The sequence below is a fragment of the Erwinia amylovora genome, assembly GCF_017161565.1.
Lineage (GTDB): Bacteria > Pseudomonadota > Gammaproteobacteria > Enterobacterales > Enterobacteriaceae > Erwinia > Erwinia amylovora.
Window position 1 is genome coordinate 1,998,375 of sequence record NZ_CP066796.1, and the last position, 16,126, is coordinate 2,014,500.

Annotated in this window: 11 protein-coding genes and 1 pseudogene; 5 read left to right on the forward strand and 7 right to left on the reverse strand. The window is 55.4% G+C overall.

Going from position 1 to position 16,126, the window contains the following annotated elements; translation table 11 throughout:
- Window positions 1–35: 35 nt before the first annotated feature.
- From oppF to JGC47_RS09315, 7 genes are all read right to left on the reverse strand, one after another.
- Window positions 36–1,037, reverse strand: a complete 1,002-nt coding sequence (gene oppF / locus JGC47_RS09285) for a murein tripeptide/oligopeptide ABC transporter ATP binding protein OppF (RefSeq protein ID WP_004157765.1) — start codon at window positions 1,035–1,037, stop codon at window positions 36–38.
- Entirely contained in the window at window positions 1,034–2,050 is a 1,017-nt protein-coding gene (oppD, locus tag JGC47_RS09290; RefSeq protein WP_004157766.1) for an ABC transporter ATP-binding protein, read from the reverse strand. Before oppD ends, oppF begins: the two co-directional genes overlap by 4 nt.
- 11 nt (window positions 2,051–2,061) lie before the next feature.
- The gene (gene oppC, locus JGC47_RS09295; protein ID WP_004157767.1) at window positions 2,062–2,970 is read right to left on the reverse strand and encodes an oligopeptide ABC transporter permease OppC; all 909 of its coding nucleotides are present in this window, start codon (window positions 2,968–2,970) and stop codon (window positions 2,062–2,064) included.
- Between the two features lie 13 nt (window positions 2,971–2,983).
- Window positions 2,984–3,904 carry an oligopeptide ABC transporter permease OppB gene (oppB, locus tag JGC47_RS09300; RefSeq protein ID WP_004157771.1) on the reverse strand — a complete coding sequence of 307 codons (921 nt, stop codon included), beginning with the start codon at window positions 3,902–3,904 and terminating at the stop codon, window positions 2,984–2,986.
- Window positions 3,905–3,989: 85 nt separating this feature from the next.
- The gene (oppA, locus tag JGC47_RS09305) at window positions 3,990–5,621 is read right to left on the reverse strand and encodes an oligopeptide ABC transporter substrate-binding protein OppA (protein ID WP_004157772.1); all 1,632 of its coding nucleotides are present in this window, start codon (window positions 5,619–5,621) and stop codon (window positions 3,990–3,992) included.
- A gap of 174 nt (window positions 5,622–5,795) precedes the next feature.
- Complete coding sequence (locus JGC47_RS09310) at window positions 5,796–7,421, reverse strand: ABC transporter substrate-binding protein (RefSeq protein ID WP_004157773.1); 1,626 nt, start codon at window positions 7,419–7,421, stop codon at window positions 5,796–5,798.
- 616 nt (window positions 7,422–8,037) lie between these two features.
- Window positions 8,038–8,685 carry a YchE family NAAT transporter gene (locus JGC47_RS09315; RefSeq protein WP_004157775.1) on the reverse strand — a complete coding sequence of 216 codons (648 nt, stop codon included), beginning with the start codon at window positions 8,683–8,685 and terminating at the stop codon, window positions 8,038–8,040.
- A 362-nt stretch (window positions 8,686–9,047) separates the two neighbouring features.
- Between JGC47_RS09315 and adhE the strand changes: the two are divergent.
- The 5 genes and pseudogenes from adhE (at window position 9,048) to aroQ (ending at window position 16,111) form a co-directional block, all read left to right on the forward strand.
- A pseudogene (adhE, locus tag JGC47_RS09320) lies at window positions 9,048–11,741 on the forward strand (bifunctional acetaldehyde-CoA/alcohol dehydrogenase).
- 453 nt (window positions 11,742–12,194) lie between these two features.
- Window positions 12,195–13,574 (forward strand): MFS transporter, encoded by a 1,380-nt coding sequence (locus JGC47_RS09325; RefSeq protein WP_013036063.1) that lies wholly within the window; start codon window positions 12,195–12,197, stop codon window positions 13,572–13,574.
- A 16-nt stretch (window positions 13,575–13,590) separates the two neighbouring features.
- Window positions 13,591–14,850: a gallate dioxygenase gene (locus tag JGC47_RS09330; protein ID WP_004157779.1), complete on the forward strand. Its 1,260-nt coding sequence runs from the start codon at window positions 13,591–13,593 to the stop codon at window positions 14,848–14,850.
- On the forward strand, window positions 14,850–15,686 hold the full coding sequence (locus JGC47_RS09335; RefSeq protein ID WP_004157780.1) for an amidohydrolase family protein: 837 nt from the start codon (window positions 14,850–14,852) through the stop codon (window positions 15,684–15,686). The genes JGC47_RS09330 and JGC47_RS09335 overlap by 1 nt, the downstream gene beginning before the upstream one ends.
- Window positions 15,683–16,111 (forward strand): type II 3-dehydroquinate dehydratase, encoded by a 429-nt coding sequence (aroQ, locus tag JGC47_RS09340; RefSeq protein WP_004157781.1) that lies wholly within the window; start codon window positions 15,683–15,685, stop codon window positions 16,109–16,111. Before JGC47_RS09335 ends, aroQ begins: the two co-directional genes overlap by 4 nt.
- Window positions 16,112–16,126: the final 15 nt, after the last annotated feature.

Sequence of the window (16,126 nt, forward strand, 5' to 3'; positions counted from 1 at the left end):
CATGCGGGCAACCTGACCGCTGGATTATCCGCGCATCACAGAGGATCGACCTTCAGGCAGGAGACCGCATGGCGGAAACTGCCCTCCAGCAGCGGACGCGTAACGGCACATTCCGGCCCGGCTATCGGGCAGCGGGTGCGGAAAACGCAGCCAGAAGGGGGATCTATCGGTGACGGCAGTTCCCCTTCCAGTAGCTCAATGGCTTTATTTTTCTCCAGATCGGGATCGGGGATCGGCACGGCCGACATCAGCGCACGGGTATAAGGGTGCTGCGGGTTCTGGTACACCTCTTCATAGGTGCCCAGTTCCACCGGGTGACCCAGATACATCACCAGCACGCGGTCAGAGATATGCTTGACCACCGCCAGATCGTGCGCAATAAAAATCAGTGACAGCCCCATCTCACGCTGCAAATTCTGCAACAAATTGACCACCTGAGCCTGAATTGATACATCCAGCGCCGAGACTGGCTCATCGCAAATGATCAGTTTAGGTTCCAGGATCAAAGCGCGAGCGATGCCGATACGCTGGCATTGGCCACCGGAGAACTCATGCGGATAGCGGTTAATCAGATTAGGTAGCAGCCCCACTTTCATCATCATCGTTTTCACGCGCGCTTTCACCTGCTCATGCGCCATGTCCGGATGGTAGGTACGCAGCGGTTCTGCGATGATATCTCCGATGGTCATACGTGGATTAAGCGATGCCAGCGGATCCTGGAATATCATCTGGATATCACTGCGCGCGGCGCGCCACTGTTCGGCACTTTGCCCAAGCAAATCGCGCCCCAGCCACGCCACACGCCCGTCAGTGGCTTTCACCAGTCCGATAATCGCCCGCGCCAGCGTGGACTTGCCGCAGCCGGACTCGCCAACGATCCCCAGAGTTTCCCCTTCATATAAACGCAGACTGACGCCGTCTACCGCCTTCAGGGTCTTGGGGGCTTGCCAGAACCACTGCCGCCCCTCTTTGATATCGAAATGCACTTTCAGGTCGGCAATTTCCAGCAGGATCTTTTTCTCCGCCACGCTATTCATACCAGCTCCTCCACGGGTTTAAAGCAGGCACGCAGTCGGCCAGGTGCAAAAGCCTCAAGCGGTGGAGTGGTGGTGCACACATCCATAGCATGTGGGCAGCGCGGCTGGAACGGGCAACCGGCCGGCAGGCGCAGCAGGTTGGGCGGGTTACCAGGGATGGTGACCAGCGACTCCCCGGCTGGCGCATTAAGGCGCGGCACCGCGTTCAGCAGGCCGATGGAGTAAGGATGCGTCGGCTGATAGAAGACATGGCGCGCATCACCGTATTCCATGGTGCGCCCGGCATACATCACCAGCACGCGGTCGCAGATGCCCGCTACCACGCCCAGGTCATGGGTGATCATAATTATGGCGGTATTAAATTCGCGCTTCAGTTCGTTCAGCAGGGTCATGATCTGTGCCTGAACGGTGACGTCAAGCGCGGTGGTCGGCTCATCGGCGATCAACAATTTAGGTTTACACAGCAGCGCCATGGCGATCATCACGCGCTGCCGCATGCCGCCGGAAAATTCGTGCGGGAACATGTTCATGCGTTTGCGCGCCTCCGGCATCTTGACCGCATCCAGCATGCGCACCGACTCTTCAAACGCCTGAGCGCCTTTCAGGCCTTTATGCAGCTGCAACACTTCCATCAACTGCTCACCGACGCGCATGTAAGGATTCAGCGAGGTCATCGGATCCTGGAAAATCATGGCGATCTGCTCGGCGCGCAGTTTATTGAGCTGCTTTTCCGGCAGATTGAGGATTTCAGCACCATTGAATCGCGCCGTACCGCCAATGTGGCCATTGCTGGCCAGCAGCCCCATCAGGGCAAATGCGGTTTGCGACTTGCCGGAACCGGACTCACCAACAATGCCAAGCGTTTCCCCGGCGCGCAGACTGAAGTTGAGGTCGTTGACCGCCGTCACATCACCGTCCGGGGTGCTGAACGTCACGCGCAGATCTTTCACATCCAGCAGCGGTTCGCTTCCCTGGGTTTTCGCCATGTCTGGCTTTAATTCAATTACGCTCATCGGCAAACTCCTTAACGATCTTTCGGGTCGAGGGCATCACGTAAACCATCGCCGATAAAGTTAAAACAGAACAGGGTAATCACCAGGAACCCGGCCGGATAGAGCAGCAGCCACGGCGAGACTTCCATGGAATTGGCCCCGTCGCTGAGCAGTGCGCCCCAGCTGCTTAACGGCTCCTGGGTGCCAAGGCCAAGGAAGCTAAGGAACGACTCAAACAGGATCATGCCCGGCACCAGCAGCGAGGCGTAAACCACCACAACGCCCAATACATTAGGCACAATGTGGCGCAGCACGATGTTGAAGGTAGAGACGCCCCCCACCTCGGCGGCTTCGATAAACTCTTTACGTTTCAGGCTTAATGTCTGACCACGCACGATACGCGCCATATCCAGCCAGGAAACCATGCCAATGGCCACAAATATCAGCAGGATGTTCTGGCCGAACAGGGTGACCAGCAGGATCACAAAGAACATAAACGGGAATGAGTTGAGGATCTCCAGCAGGCGCATCATCATCGAGTCGGTTTTTCCACCGATGTACCCCGCCAGGGTGCCGTAAAGCGTACCGAGCACCACCGCCACCAGCGCGGCGGCCACGCCGACCATCAGCGAGATGCGCCCGCCAATCGCCACGCGCACCAGCAGATCGCGCCCGGAGGAGTCGGTCCCCATATAGTGACCGGAGGTCATGTCCGGCGCGGCCGACATCATCGCCCAGTCGGTATCGTCATAGGCAAACGGCGACAGCATCGGGGCCAGCACCACGAACAGCGTTACCAGCAGCAGCACAACCAGGCTGGCCAGCGCCGCGCGGTTGTGAATAAAGCGACGGCGTGCATCCTGCCACAGGCTACGCCCTTCGATTTCGAGCTTTTCGCTGAATTTATCCAGGGCTTCGCTGTTTTTATTACTTAACTTCATTGCCAGCTCCAGATCAGTAACGAATTTTCGGATCGATAACGGCGTACAGCACGTCAACAATCGCATTGAACAAAATGGTTAGTGCACCGACCAGAATGGTCAGGCTTAACACCAGCGAGTAGTCACGGTTAAGCGCGCCGTTAACAAACAGCTGGCCGATGCCGGGCAGACCATAAATGGTTTCAATCACCATCGAACCGGTAATAATGCCGACAAAAGCAGGCCCGAGGTAGGAAAGCACCGGCAGCAGCGCGGGCTTCAGCGCGTGACGCAGCACGATGCGGTGCATCGGCAAGCCTTTGGCACGGGCGGTACGGATAAAGTTGGAGTGCAGCACTTCAATCATTGAGCCACGGGTGATACGCGCGATGCTGGCAATGTAGGCCAGCGACAGCGCCACCATCGGCAGGATCATGTATTTCAGCGCCCCGCCGTTCCAGCCACCGCCGGGCAACCATTTCAGGGTAATCGAGAACAGCAGCACCAGCAGCGGGGCCACCACAAAGCTTGGGATAACGATGCCGGTCATCGCTACCCCCATCACCGCGTAATCCCATTTGCTGTTTTGCTTCAGCGCAGCAATCACCCCGGCGCTGACGCCAAACACCAGCGCAAACAGAAATGCCGCCGCGCCCAGCCTGGCTGAAACCGGGAATGAAGCGGCTACCAGGTCGTTAACCGAATAGTCTTTGTATTTAAACGACGGGCCGAAATCCCCGTGCGCCAGCTGCTGAAGATAGTTGAGATACTGCTTCCACATCGGGTCATTGAGATGATATTTGGCTTCAATATTAGCCATCACTTCTGGCGCCAGCTGACGCTCGCCGGTAAAGGGGCTGCCGGGTGCCAGCCGCATCATAAAGAAAGAGATGGTGATCAGAATAAAGAGCGTCGGGATCGCTTCGAGAAAACGACGCAGAATAAATTTTAACATTGCCCATACCTGCTGGCGTTAAGCCGCAGCGGCACAGCCGCTGCGGTGACATTGCGTTAAACGGGCAGCGTGCTGCCCGACCTGCTTAGTGTTTGATAATATACAGATTTTTATCGCGTATATTATCCAGCGGGTCTTTCCCGTCATAGCCGCCAACCCAGGGCTTCACCAGACGCAGATTTTTATAGTAATAGACCGGAACGATGCCTGATTCATCATCAAGCACTTTCTCTGCTGCGCTATAGTCGGCGGCGCGTTGGCCTTCATCTTTCGCCTGCAGAGTCGCCTTCACCGCTTTGTCAAAGGCCGCGCTCTTGTAGTGAGAGGTATTGTTGCTGCTGTCTGAAAGCAGCATATTCACGAAACTGCTGGGTTCATTGTAATCTGCACACCAGGCCGCACGCGCAACATCGAAGTTGCCCTGATGGCGGGTGTCAATATAGGTTTTCCACTCCTGGTTTTGCAGCTTCACATTCACCCCGAGATTCTTTTTCCAGATCGAGGCAGCGGCAATCGCCAGCTTCTTGTGCAGATCGGAGGTGTTGTACAGCAGGTCAAAGGTCAGTGGCTTATCGGCGGTGTAGCCCGCTGCCGCCAGCAGTTTTTTTGCTTCTTCGTTACGCTTGTCCTGTGACCAGCTGAACCACTCCGGCGTGGCCAGCTTAATGCCGTCGGTATAAGGAGGCGTAAAGCTGTAAGCCGGATCTTCACCCTGCGCCTTCACTTTGTTCACCAGAATATCGCGGTCAAGACCCAGTTTTAACGCGGTGCGCACCCGCACATCGTTGAATGGCGGCTTCTGGTTGTTTATCTCGTAATAGTAGGTACAGAGATAGGGTTCAGCGTGAATTTCAGCGGGGATCTCTTTTTTCAACTTCTGATACAGCTCAATTGGCAGATAGTTAAACGTCATATCGCTGCTGCCGCTGCGATAGCGGTTGGTATCGGTGACTTCAGACGAGATTGGCAGGAAAGTGACCTTGTTCAGCACGGTATGGGCGTTATCCCAGTACTGCGGGTTGCGCTCCAGCACGATCCGTTCATTGACCACCCATTCTGCCGGTTTAAACGCGCCGTTGCCGACGAAATTCGCCGGCTGGGTCCATTTCTCACCAAACTTCTCTATCGCCGGTTTGTAAACCGGTGACATGGATGGGTGGATCAGCAGCTTGTAAAAATAAGGTACGGCGTCACTGAGCGTCACCTGTAACGTATGGGGGTCAATGGCCTTAACGCCGAGGGCATCCGGCGACTTCTTGCCGGCGATAATGTCATCGACGTTCAGCAGATGGCCATACTGCAGATAGCTGGCATAGGGCGAAGCGGTTTTCGGGTCAGCCAGCCGCTGCCAGCTGTACACAAAGTCCTGTGCGGTCACCGGCTGGCCGTCGGACCATTTCGCCGTATCGCGCAGATGGAAAATCCATACCTTGCCGCCCTCTTTGCTTTCCCAGCTTTCCGCCACGCCGGGGATGACTTTGCCATCAGTATCGGCAACGGCCAGGCCTTCCAGAATGTCGCGGTTGATATTCGATTCCGTTACGCCTTCGATCTTGTGCGGATCGAGCGACTGCGGTTCCGCGCCGTTACCCTTGACCAGCTCCTGTTTATCCGCCAGCTGCACGCCAGCCGGAACGTTAGCGGCCCACGCCAGGTTGCCGGTCAAAGCGGCCATAACGCCTGCGGCGATCAGCGTAGTCTTGGTGATGTATTTCATGATTGACCTACTCCTGTGTTATTTGTACCAACATGTGCCAGGCACCGTGGCTGTCCCCTGTCGGGAAAACTTCACCGGGCAACGGAACGCGCCAGCCCGGTTTGTTTTTTTATATGCGCGAATGAGCGCTATTTGCTTGCTATCACCATTACGCGTCTGGCAAACGCCCCGCGCTTAGTGTTGAGTGATATAGAAATATTTAACGTCCATATGATCTTGTGGATCCTTACCGCTGTAGCCGCCCACCCAGGGTTTAATCAGTCGGGCGCTAACGCGGTAATAGACCGGAACCAGGGCAGAATCTTCATCCAGCCGCTGCTCGGCCTGCTGGTAGATTTGCGCCCGCTGCACATCATCGGCAACGGTAAGCGACCGTTTCATCAGCTCGTCAAAGGCTGCGCTGCGGTAAAATGTGGTATTGGTTGAGGCATTGCCGATCATCATATTAAGGAATGTGGATGGCTCGTTATAGTCAGAGCACCAGGTGGCGCGCGCCACGTCGTAGTTACCCTGGTGACGGCTATCCAACAGGGTTTTCCACTCCTGATTCTGTAAGGTGACCTGCGCCCCGAGGTTTTTATTCCACATTGATGCGGCAGCAATCGCCTGCTGTTTGTTGACATCTGAAGTGTTATACAGCAGAGAAAAGCGCAGCGGATGGGTTGCGTTGTAACCCGCTTCTGCCAACAACGCTTTGGCCTGCTGATTACGCTGCGGCTGGCTGAGCGTGAACCACGCCGGAGGCGTTAACGCGGCGCCATCGGTATAAGGTGGCGTCAGACTGTAAGCCGGGATCTGTCCCTGCCCCATGATTTTTTCTGCAATAATCGAGCGATCCAGCGTCATCTTCACCGCCGTGCGCACCCGCGCATCGTTAAACGGTGGCCGGCGGTTGTTCAACTCGTAATAAAAGGTACAGAGATAGGGGCTGACATGAACCTGCGCGCCCAGCTGCTGTTTAAGCTGCTGAAAGCGATCCGGCGGCAGTGCACTGTTGCTGATATCGATCTCTCCGCTGCGGTAGCGGTTAACATCGCTGGTTTCCGATGAAATGGGCAGAAAAGTGACCTGCTCGATCGCCGTTTTGCGGTTATTCCAGTAATGCGGGTTGCGCTTCAGCACAATCTTTTCATTTATCACCCAGTCACTTAACGTGTAGGCTCCATTTCCCACATAGTGCGCGGGCTGCGTCCACTTCTCGCCCCAGGTTTCAATAGTACGGCGGTTCAACGGTTTAAAGGCGGTATGCGCCACCATGGCAAGGAAATAAGGCACTGGTTCAGCGAGCGTCACTTCAACATGATGCGCATCCAGCGCGCGAACGCCCAGCGCGCTGGCAGGCAGTTCTCGCGCAAGGATCTTGTCGGCATTAAGCAGATGCGCGGCCTGGGCAAAGCTGGCATAGGGCGAAGCGGTTTCAGCACTGACCAGTCGCTGCCAGCTGTAGACGAAATCGGCGGCGGTCACCGGCTCACCGTTGTTCCAGCGCGCGTCGGAGCGCAGCGTGAAAGTCCACACCTTGCCCTGCTGGTTCTGCCAGCTTTGCGCCACGCCGGGGACCAGCTTGCCGTTGTTATCAGTGGTAACCAGCCCTTCCAGCAGGTTCAGGGTTATATCACTTTCCGGCACCCCTTCGCTTTTTTGCGGATCCAGTGAAGATGGCTCCGTGCCGTTATTAATCACCAGCTTCTGACTGTCACTCAGACTGACTCCCGCCGGGATATCGGCAGCAAGCGCCTGCATACTCAACAGCATTCCTGTTCCCATCGCCGCCAGACAGCGTGATTTGGTCTTATTCATCAGGCATTAACCCCTTTGTATAAAAAGCCTGCACTGACACGGCAGTGCATCAGCAAAACCTTGCACATCCGATGCCAACCTTTGCTGATTTATTGAAAATTATCAGAAATGTCTTAGTTTGCCTAATGCCAGATGATAAAAATGTTAACCCTTTTTTTTTAACATGATAAAGGTCAGGGGAACAGGGTTATTTATCATCAAAAATTAACAGGTAACGCATTGAATTAACTCATAAATAGCAATTTTATTTACCTGTGGTACAAATATCACGCACAATATGTACAGAAGATAAGCGCATTAACCCGGACGTGCTCGAATGCGGACAAACTTAGCAACAAACACATTTTCATCCAGCAGTTAACGCCGCGCAGTCGTCAATTAAACCTGCAATGTGTGATGTGATTGAAATAACATTTGCATCTGTGCCTGGCTAAGAAAGGTTTTTTGCAGTAATGACACTAATGATTGTCACAGGCAATTAAGAAACATGAATAATTGCACCCCGACAGATCATTTAAGCAGCCCTTTGCACTGTTAAAGTGCAGAATTGAGATTCAGGCAAAAAAAAAGCGCATTAAATGCGCTTGGTGTCCATTCTGTAAGAATTAAACACTAATCAAGTCACCAGCCCCGGAAACATTGCGCGGATGCCGGTCACCATAAATTCGATACCCAGAGCCATTAGCAACAGGCCCATGATACGTGTCACCACATTGATCCCGGTTTGCCCCAGCGCCCTGACCATCAGGGGTGCTGCGCGGAACAACAGCCAGCAGCAGCCGGCAAACAGGGCAATGGCCAGGCTGAAACCCAGCAGATTTTGCCAACTGTAATAACGCGTGCTCCAGACAATGGTAGAGCTGATAGCCCCCGGCCCTGCCATCAACGGTAGTGCCAGCGGCACCACGCCGATACTTTCGCGATTGGCGGTTTCGGTTTTCTCCTGCTTGTTCTGTTTATCTTCACCCAGTTTGCCGCTGATCATCGACATGGCGATAGTCACCACCAGAATACCGCCGGCAATGCGAAACGAGTCAATCGAAATTCCAAAGATGTGCAGGATGCCGTCCCCAAGAAACAGCGCGGTCCAAAGAATGATAGCCACCGACAGGTTGGCTGTCAGATTGGTTTTATTACGTGCCGCCGGGACTTGATCACGGGTCATACTGATAAAAATCGGGATAATGCCAATCGGGTTAACCAGCGCGAACAGGCCAACAAAAAATTTGATATAGCCAGAGAGATCTAACAAAACAGGGTTCACAGCGCGCTCCTGTGGCGAGGACAGTTTGATGGCGGCTAATGTAATGTAAATCCACGATGGTGACTATCCCTGTCGACCGGAATATCAGCGGCTTACGGCGTCGTTTAGCCGAGGCTGAATGGTATCAGCTAACATAATTGATGATCTGCATCATCTTTAAGCCGCCGCGCAACGGCTATGCTCACAAGCATCAAAGTCACTCATAAACCTGATAAAAGTCATCGTCAATCTGCTGATGCGCTGACTCGTTAAGTCGACCTTTGACAACCGAGACGCCGATCACCGGGTCTTCCGGCCAGGTCAGCAGAGACGAAGGTTTTTCTGACAGGTTTCCTCATAAAGTCTTACTTCAGGAGAGCATGATGACCGTTACGAATGTTGCTGAACTCAACGCGCTGGTTGAACGTGTGAAAAAGGCCCAAAGCACCTACGCCACCTTCACTCAACAACAGGTCGACAAGATTTTCAGGGCTGCGGCGCTGGCGGCGGCAGATGCCCGCATACCCCTGGCTAAAATGGCGGTGGCTGAATCAGGCATGGGCCTCGTCGAGGATAAAGTAATCAAAAACCACTTCGCTTCGGAATACATCTATAACGCTTACAAAGATGAAAAAACCTGCGGCATTGTGGCCAGCGATGACACCTTTGGCACCATCACCATCGCGGAGCCTGTCGGCATTATCTGCGCCATCGTCCCCACCACTAACCCCACCTCAACGGCTATCTTTAAAGCGCTGATTGCCCTGAAAACGCGTAACGCGGTGATCTTCTCGCCTCATCCGCGTGCCAAAGATGCGACCAGTCAGGCGGCAAACATTGTGTTGCAGGCAGCCGTTGCTGCCTGAGCACCAGCCGATATTATTGGCTGGATTGACAGCCCTTCCGTTGAACTGTCCAACCAGCTGATGCACCACCCGGATGTCAATCTGATCCTCGCTACCGGGGGGCCGGGCATGGTTAAGGCGGCATACAGTTCGGGCAAACCGGCCATCGGCGTCGGTGCAGGCAATACCCCGGTGGTGATTGATGAGTATGCAGATATCAAGCGCGCCGTGGCCTCTGTCCTGATGTCGAAAACCTTCGATAACGGTGTCATTTGTGCTTCTGAGCAGTCGGTAATTGTCGTCGATGCTGTCTATGACGCGGTACGCGAGCGTTTCGCCAGCCACGGCGGCTATCTGCTGCAAGGGCCGGAATTGCAGGCAGTGCAGGAGATCATATTGAAGAACGGTGCGCTGAATGCGGCCATTGTCGGCCAGCCAGCGACTAAAATCGCCGACATGGCCGGCATCCGCGTCCCGGATAACACCAAAATTCTTATTGGAGAAGTGAGACGGGTTGATGAGGCGGAACCGTTTGCTCACGAAAAACTGTCACCCACGCTGGCGATGTACCGGGCCAAAGACTTCAGCCAAGCGCTAACGCTGGCAGAAAAACTGGTGGCAATGGGCGGTATCGGGCATACCTCCTGCCTGTATACCGATCAGGATAATCAGCATCAACGCGTGCAAACCTTCGGCATCAGAATGAAAACGGCGCGTATTTTGATCAATACGCCAGCCTCCCAGGGGGGAATTGGAGATCTGTACAACTTTAAGCTCGCGCCATCGCTGACGCTGGGCTGTGGTTCGTGGGGCGGTAACTCAATCTCTGAGAACGTGGGTCCCGCACACCTGATTAACCGTAAGATCGTTGCCAAACGCGCAGAGAATATGCTGTGGCACAAGCTCCCGAAGTCCATCTACTTCCGCCGCGGCGCGTTGCCCATCGCTCTTGAAGAGGTGGCAACCGACGGTGCGAAACGCGCGTTTATTGTTACTGACCGCTTCCTGTTCAATCAGGGCTATGCTGACCGGGCGATCGCCGTTCTTAAGGCCCACGGCCTGGAGACTGAGGTGTTTTCAGATGTGGCAGCCGATCCCACGCTGGGTATCGTACGCAAGGGTGCAGAGCAGATGCACTCATTTAAACCCGATGTGATTATCGCCATCGGCGGCGGTTCAACGATGGATGCGGCAAAAATCATGCGGGTGCTGTACGAACATCCTGAAACCCACTTTGCCGATCTGGCACTGCGCTTTATGGACATCCGCAAACGTATCTGCCGCCTCCCGAAAATGGGCGTAAAAGCGAAGCTGATTGCCGTCACCACCACCCCGGGTAGCGGGTCTGAGGTTTCCCCGTTCGCGGTGGTCACCGACGATGCTACCGGCAAGAAATATCCGCTGGCAGACTACGCGCTGATGCCCGATATGGCGATTGTTGACGCCAACCTGGTGATGGATTTACCCCAATCCCTCTGCGCCTGTGGTGGCCTGAACGCGGTCACTCACGCGCTGGAAGCCTATGTTTCCGTGCAGGCTAACGAATATTCAGATGGCCAGGCTTTGCAGGCGCTGAAACTGTTGCAGGAATATTTGCCGGCCAGCTATCAGCAGGGGGCGCAAAACCCGCTGGCGCGCGAACGGGTGCATAACGCGGCCACCCTTGCCGGGATTGCATCTGCTAATGCCTTTCTTGGCGTGTGCCACTCGATGGCGCACCAGCTCGGTTCAGAGTTTCATCTCGCGCATGGTTTAGCCAATGCCCTGCTCATCGGTAACGTGATTCGCTACAACGCCAACGATAACCCCACCAAGCAAACCGCTTTTAGCCAGTATGACCGTCCACAGGCGCGTCGTCGTTATGCAGAAGTTGCCGATCATCTGCGCCTGAGCGCGCCATCCGATCGCACCGCGCAGAAAATCGACAAACTGCTGGCATGGCTGGATGGCTTGAAAACCGCGCTGGGCATGCCGCAATCCATTCGTGAAGCGGGCGTGCAGGAGGCCGATTTCCTGGCAAAAGTCGACCAGCTGACCGAAAATGCTTTAGACGACCAGTGCACCGGAGCTAATCCCCGTTTCCCTCTGATTAACGAGCTGAAACAGGTGTTGCTGGACAGCTACTACGGCCGTAAATTCACTGAAACTGCGGCTGATCGGGTCGTGGCCGTCACGCCGCCGCTGGCTGCGAAAACCGCTGAAAAAAAAGCAAAGAACTTGAGTCAGGTGTAACCGACTCAGGTTTGCTGGCCTCCCCCCGCTCTGCCGCTCTCCCCGTCCGGCCGGGCGGGGTTTTACGTTTCACTGCCCCCAAACGAGTGGCGAACACCCGCTTATATCGACCTTTCACTCCCCCGGGTTCCCTTATGCGGCAACAACCCTGTTCGCACAACACTCACTGCAGCCTCTCTCCTTGTTTGAGCAGTTTCAATTTTTAAGATATCGCTCACCAAATAAACAAAACTCATACCAGTATAACGATTTTATGGCAGACAAATCCTGGTCTCATCCCTAACGTGTTAAGGGAAGCGAAATACAAAAAATTCATATTGTATTGTTTTAGAAAGCAAAAAAAATATAACTCTTACTCCTGAGATCGGGTTAATGTTTTAACCAAACGGTTAGTTACGGATGCTGGCATGCCAACCCGATACCCCTATTGATAAAAAAATCAGAGCGTTCCCTATGAGCAATCACGATATTATCGATGTGAAAGAATGGATAGATTCACGCCCGATATCAGGTTACCAGTGGCTGGTCCTCATTCTGTGCTTCATTATCATTATGTTTGATGGTTACGACGCGGCGGCCATGGGCTTTATTGCGCCAGCGCTGATTGAAGACTGGGGCATAAGCCATGCGGAGATGGGGCCAGTGCTTGGTGCTGCGATGTCAGGCGTGGCGCTGGGTGCACTGATCGCTGGCCCGTGGTCGGATAAGTTTGGCCGCAAAAAAATCCTGCTTATCTCTATGGCCTGCTTTGCCTGCTTCAGCCTGATGAGCGCTTTTGCCCGCTCCCCGCTGGAGATGGGTTTGCTGCGCTTCCTGACCGGCCTCGGGCTGGGCGCGGTGATGCCTAACTGCGTTACCCTTGTCTCTGAATACATGCCGGAACGGCGCCGCAGTCTGATGATCACCGTGATGTACAGCGGCTTCAATATCGGTTCCGGGCTGGGTGGATTTATCGCCGCCGGGATATTACCCGATTATGGCTGGCAAGCCGTTCTGGGGCTTGGTGGCGCTATCCCACTGCTGATGCTGCCATTGCTGATTTGGGTCCTGCCGGAATCGGCCATGTATCTGGTGGTGCGTAGCGTCAACCGCGACAAAATTGCTGCCGCGCTGCGGCGTATCGGTGGCCAGTTCCATGCGGGTACGGCTTTCGTGCTTAACGCACCGGTGATACCGAAAAAGGCACAGGTTCTCCAGCTGTTCACCCCCGGATATGCCGCGGGAACTTTAGTCCTCTGGCTGACCTATTTTATGGGAATGTTCGTTATCTATCTGCTGAACGGCTGGCTGCCGACCATTATGCGCTCCGGCGGCGTCACGCTGGAGCGGGCAGCTATCGTCGCGGGCCTGTTCCAGCTGGGGGGTACCCTTGGCGGTTTACTGGTTGGCGCGCTGATGGACCGCCTCAGGGCGAAGTATGTTATCGGCCTGTTTTATTTACTGGGCAGTCTTTGTCTGGTTTCTCAGGGGATCTGGAGCTTCGGCCCGGCATTGCTGGCACTGCTGGTGTTTCTTGCCGGCGTCTGCATCAACGGCGCCCAGACGGGATTACAGGCATTTTCACCGATGTTTTATCCCACTGAGATGCGCGCCACCGGCGTGTGCTGGATGCACGGCATCGGCCGCAGCGGGGCAATTATCAGCTCTTCCCTCGGCGGCGTGCTGCTTGGCATTTTCCCCGGCCAGACGGCAATTTTTATTGTTTTGTCGCTCCCGGCATTATTGGCGGCGCTTTCCATCACCCGACATCACCCCGCACAGGTTGCGCGCCAAATCACAGGTATTGACCTTGACTGCCTGCCGCCCCTGATGCGTACCCCAAACGATCGCTGAAAAGAGGTTACCACTTATGGCAAAAATTATCGGCGGGCTGGCTGTTTCTCACACTCCGACCATAGGCTTTGCAGTCGACCATCATAAACAGCAGGAGGAAGGCTGGGCTCCGATCTTCGATGGCTTTGCCCCGATGCAGCGCTGGCTGGAGGAGAAAAAACCCGACGTGCTGCTTTACGTGTTTAACGATCACGTCACCTCTTTCTTCTTCGATCACTACTCGACCTTTTTGCTGGGTATTGACGAGCAATATGCCGTCGCGGACGAAGGCGGTGGCCCGCGCGATCTGCCGTCGGTCAGAGGCCATGCCGCGCTGTCACAGCATATTGGTGCCAGCCTGATGGCCGACGAATTTGATATGTCATTCTTCCAGGATAAGCCACTGGACCACGGTCTGTTCTCGCCGCTGTCAGCGCTGATACCGTATCAGGACGGCTGGCCGATGCAGGTAGTGCCCCTGGCAGTGGGCGTATTACAGTTCCCCATCCCGACCGCCCGGCGCTGTTACAGGCTGGGCCAGGCGCTGAAGCGTGCGGTAGAAAGCTTCCCACAGGATCTGAAGGTGGCGATAGTGGCAACCGGCGGCATGTCGCATCAGGTTCACGGCGAGCGCTGTGGCTATAACAATCCACAATGGGATGCTCAGTTCATCGACCTGCTGGTCAATGACCCGCAGCGCCTGACGGAGTTAACGCTGGCCGAATACGCCACGCTGGGCGGCCTGGAGGGTGCGGAGGTGATAATGTGGTTGATCATGCGCGGTGCGCTGTCGGCCAACGTGCAAAAGCTGCATCAGGATTATTACCTGCCGTCGATGACCGGGATTGCCACCTTGATCCTCGAAAATCAGTCACGGGAAGCCCCGGTGGATGTGCACCAGCGTCAGCGGGATAAAATCAATCTTCAGCTCAACGGCGTGGACAAGCTGCCGGGTACTTACCCGTTCACCCAGGCTCGCAGCCTGAAGGCGATACGTATCAATCGCTTCCTGCACCGGATGATCCAGCCCGAGTGGCGTACACGTTTTCGTACTGCGCCGCAGTCGCTGTATGCTGAAGCCGGGTTGAGCGCGGAGGAACAAGCGCTGATCAATCAGCTCGACTGGCGCGGCATGATCCATTATGGCGTCAGTTTCTTCCTGCTGGAAAAACTCGGGGCGGTGGTCGGCGTTTCCAATCTGCATATCTATTCGGCGATGCGCGGCGAGACGCTTGAACAGTTCCAGCAGACGCGAAATCAACAGGTTCTTTATTCCGTAGCGGGGAAAGCAGACTGATGTTTACTCAACCAATTATTGACTGCCATCATCACGTATTCGATCCGGCTCGATTCCCCTGGTCGGCGGAGAGCGCTTACAACCCGCAAGGGCACGAGCTGGCCACGCCGGACTACTATCGCGCGGTGATGACGGCGTACAACATCCGGCATTCGCTGATCGTCGGCCCGACTTCGGGCTATAACACCGATAACCGCTGCCTGCTGGATACCCTGCGGCGGGGCGAGGGGCGTTTCAAAGGCATCGCCGTGGTGCACAGGGATACCAACGTGCAAACGCTGGCAGATTTGCAATCACAGGGCGTGGTCGGCATTGCGCTAAATGTGGCGATGCTCGGCACCGACCCTTTTTTGCACCTTGATCAGCTGATGTCCGACCTGGCCGACCTGAACCTTTTTGCCCAAATCCAGGTACAGGATGACCAGCTGTTGGCGCTGCTGCCGCTGCTGGCCCGCACCCGCACCCGGATCCTGTTTGACCACTGCGGCCGCCCTGATGTCAGCGCCGGGCTGCGGCAGCCGGCATTCCGGGCGTTGTTGTCGCTGGCGGGCGGCGAGCGCTGCTCGGTGAAGCTCTCTGGCCTGGCGAAGTTTTCGCGCCAGCCTTATCCGTTCAGCGATGGCCACCCTTACCTGCTGGCGCTGCTGGATGCCTTCGGTGCTGAAAACTGTATGTGGGGTTCTGACTGGCCATTCCTGCGCGCCAGCGAGCGGATGGATATGGGCACCCAACTGCTGCTGGTTGATCAGCTGATCCCCGATGACAAAACGCGCCGTCAGGTGCTGTGGGAAACGCCTGAACGACTGTTTAACTTCGCATCTGAAGGAGCGTTATGAAAACCATTTATGTTCTTAACGGGCCGAACCTCAACCTGCTCGGCACCCGTGAACCTGAAACCTACGGTTCAGCGACGCTGGCAGATATCGAAACGCTGTGCCGCGACACGGCGGCGGAGCTGGATGTCGACATTGTGTTTCGCCAAACCAATCATGAAGGCCAGATGGTGGAATGGATCCAGCAGTCGCGTACCCAGGCTCAGGCGCTGGTGATCAATCCGGCGGCATGGACGCACACCTCAGTGGCAATACGTGACGCCGTAACGGCCGTTTCTCTGCCGCTGTGGGAGGTTCACATCACCAACGTGCACAGCCGGGAACCGTTTCGCCATCACTCTTACCTGTCGGATGTGGCGCAAGGGGTGATTTGCGGCTACGGCATTCGCGGCTATCGCTATGCGCTGCTTGAAGCGGCACAGGATTAGCGGCTCATCCCCCGG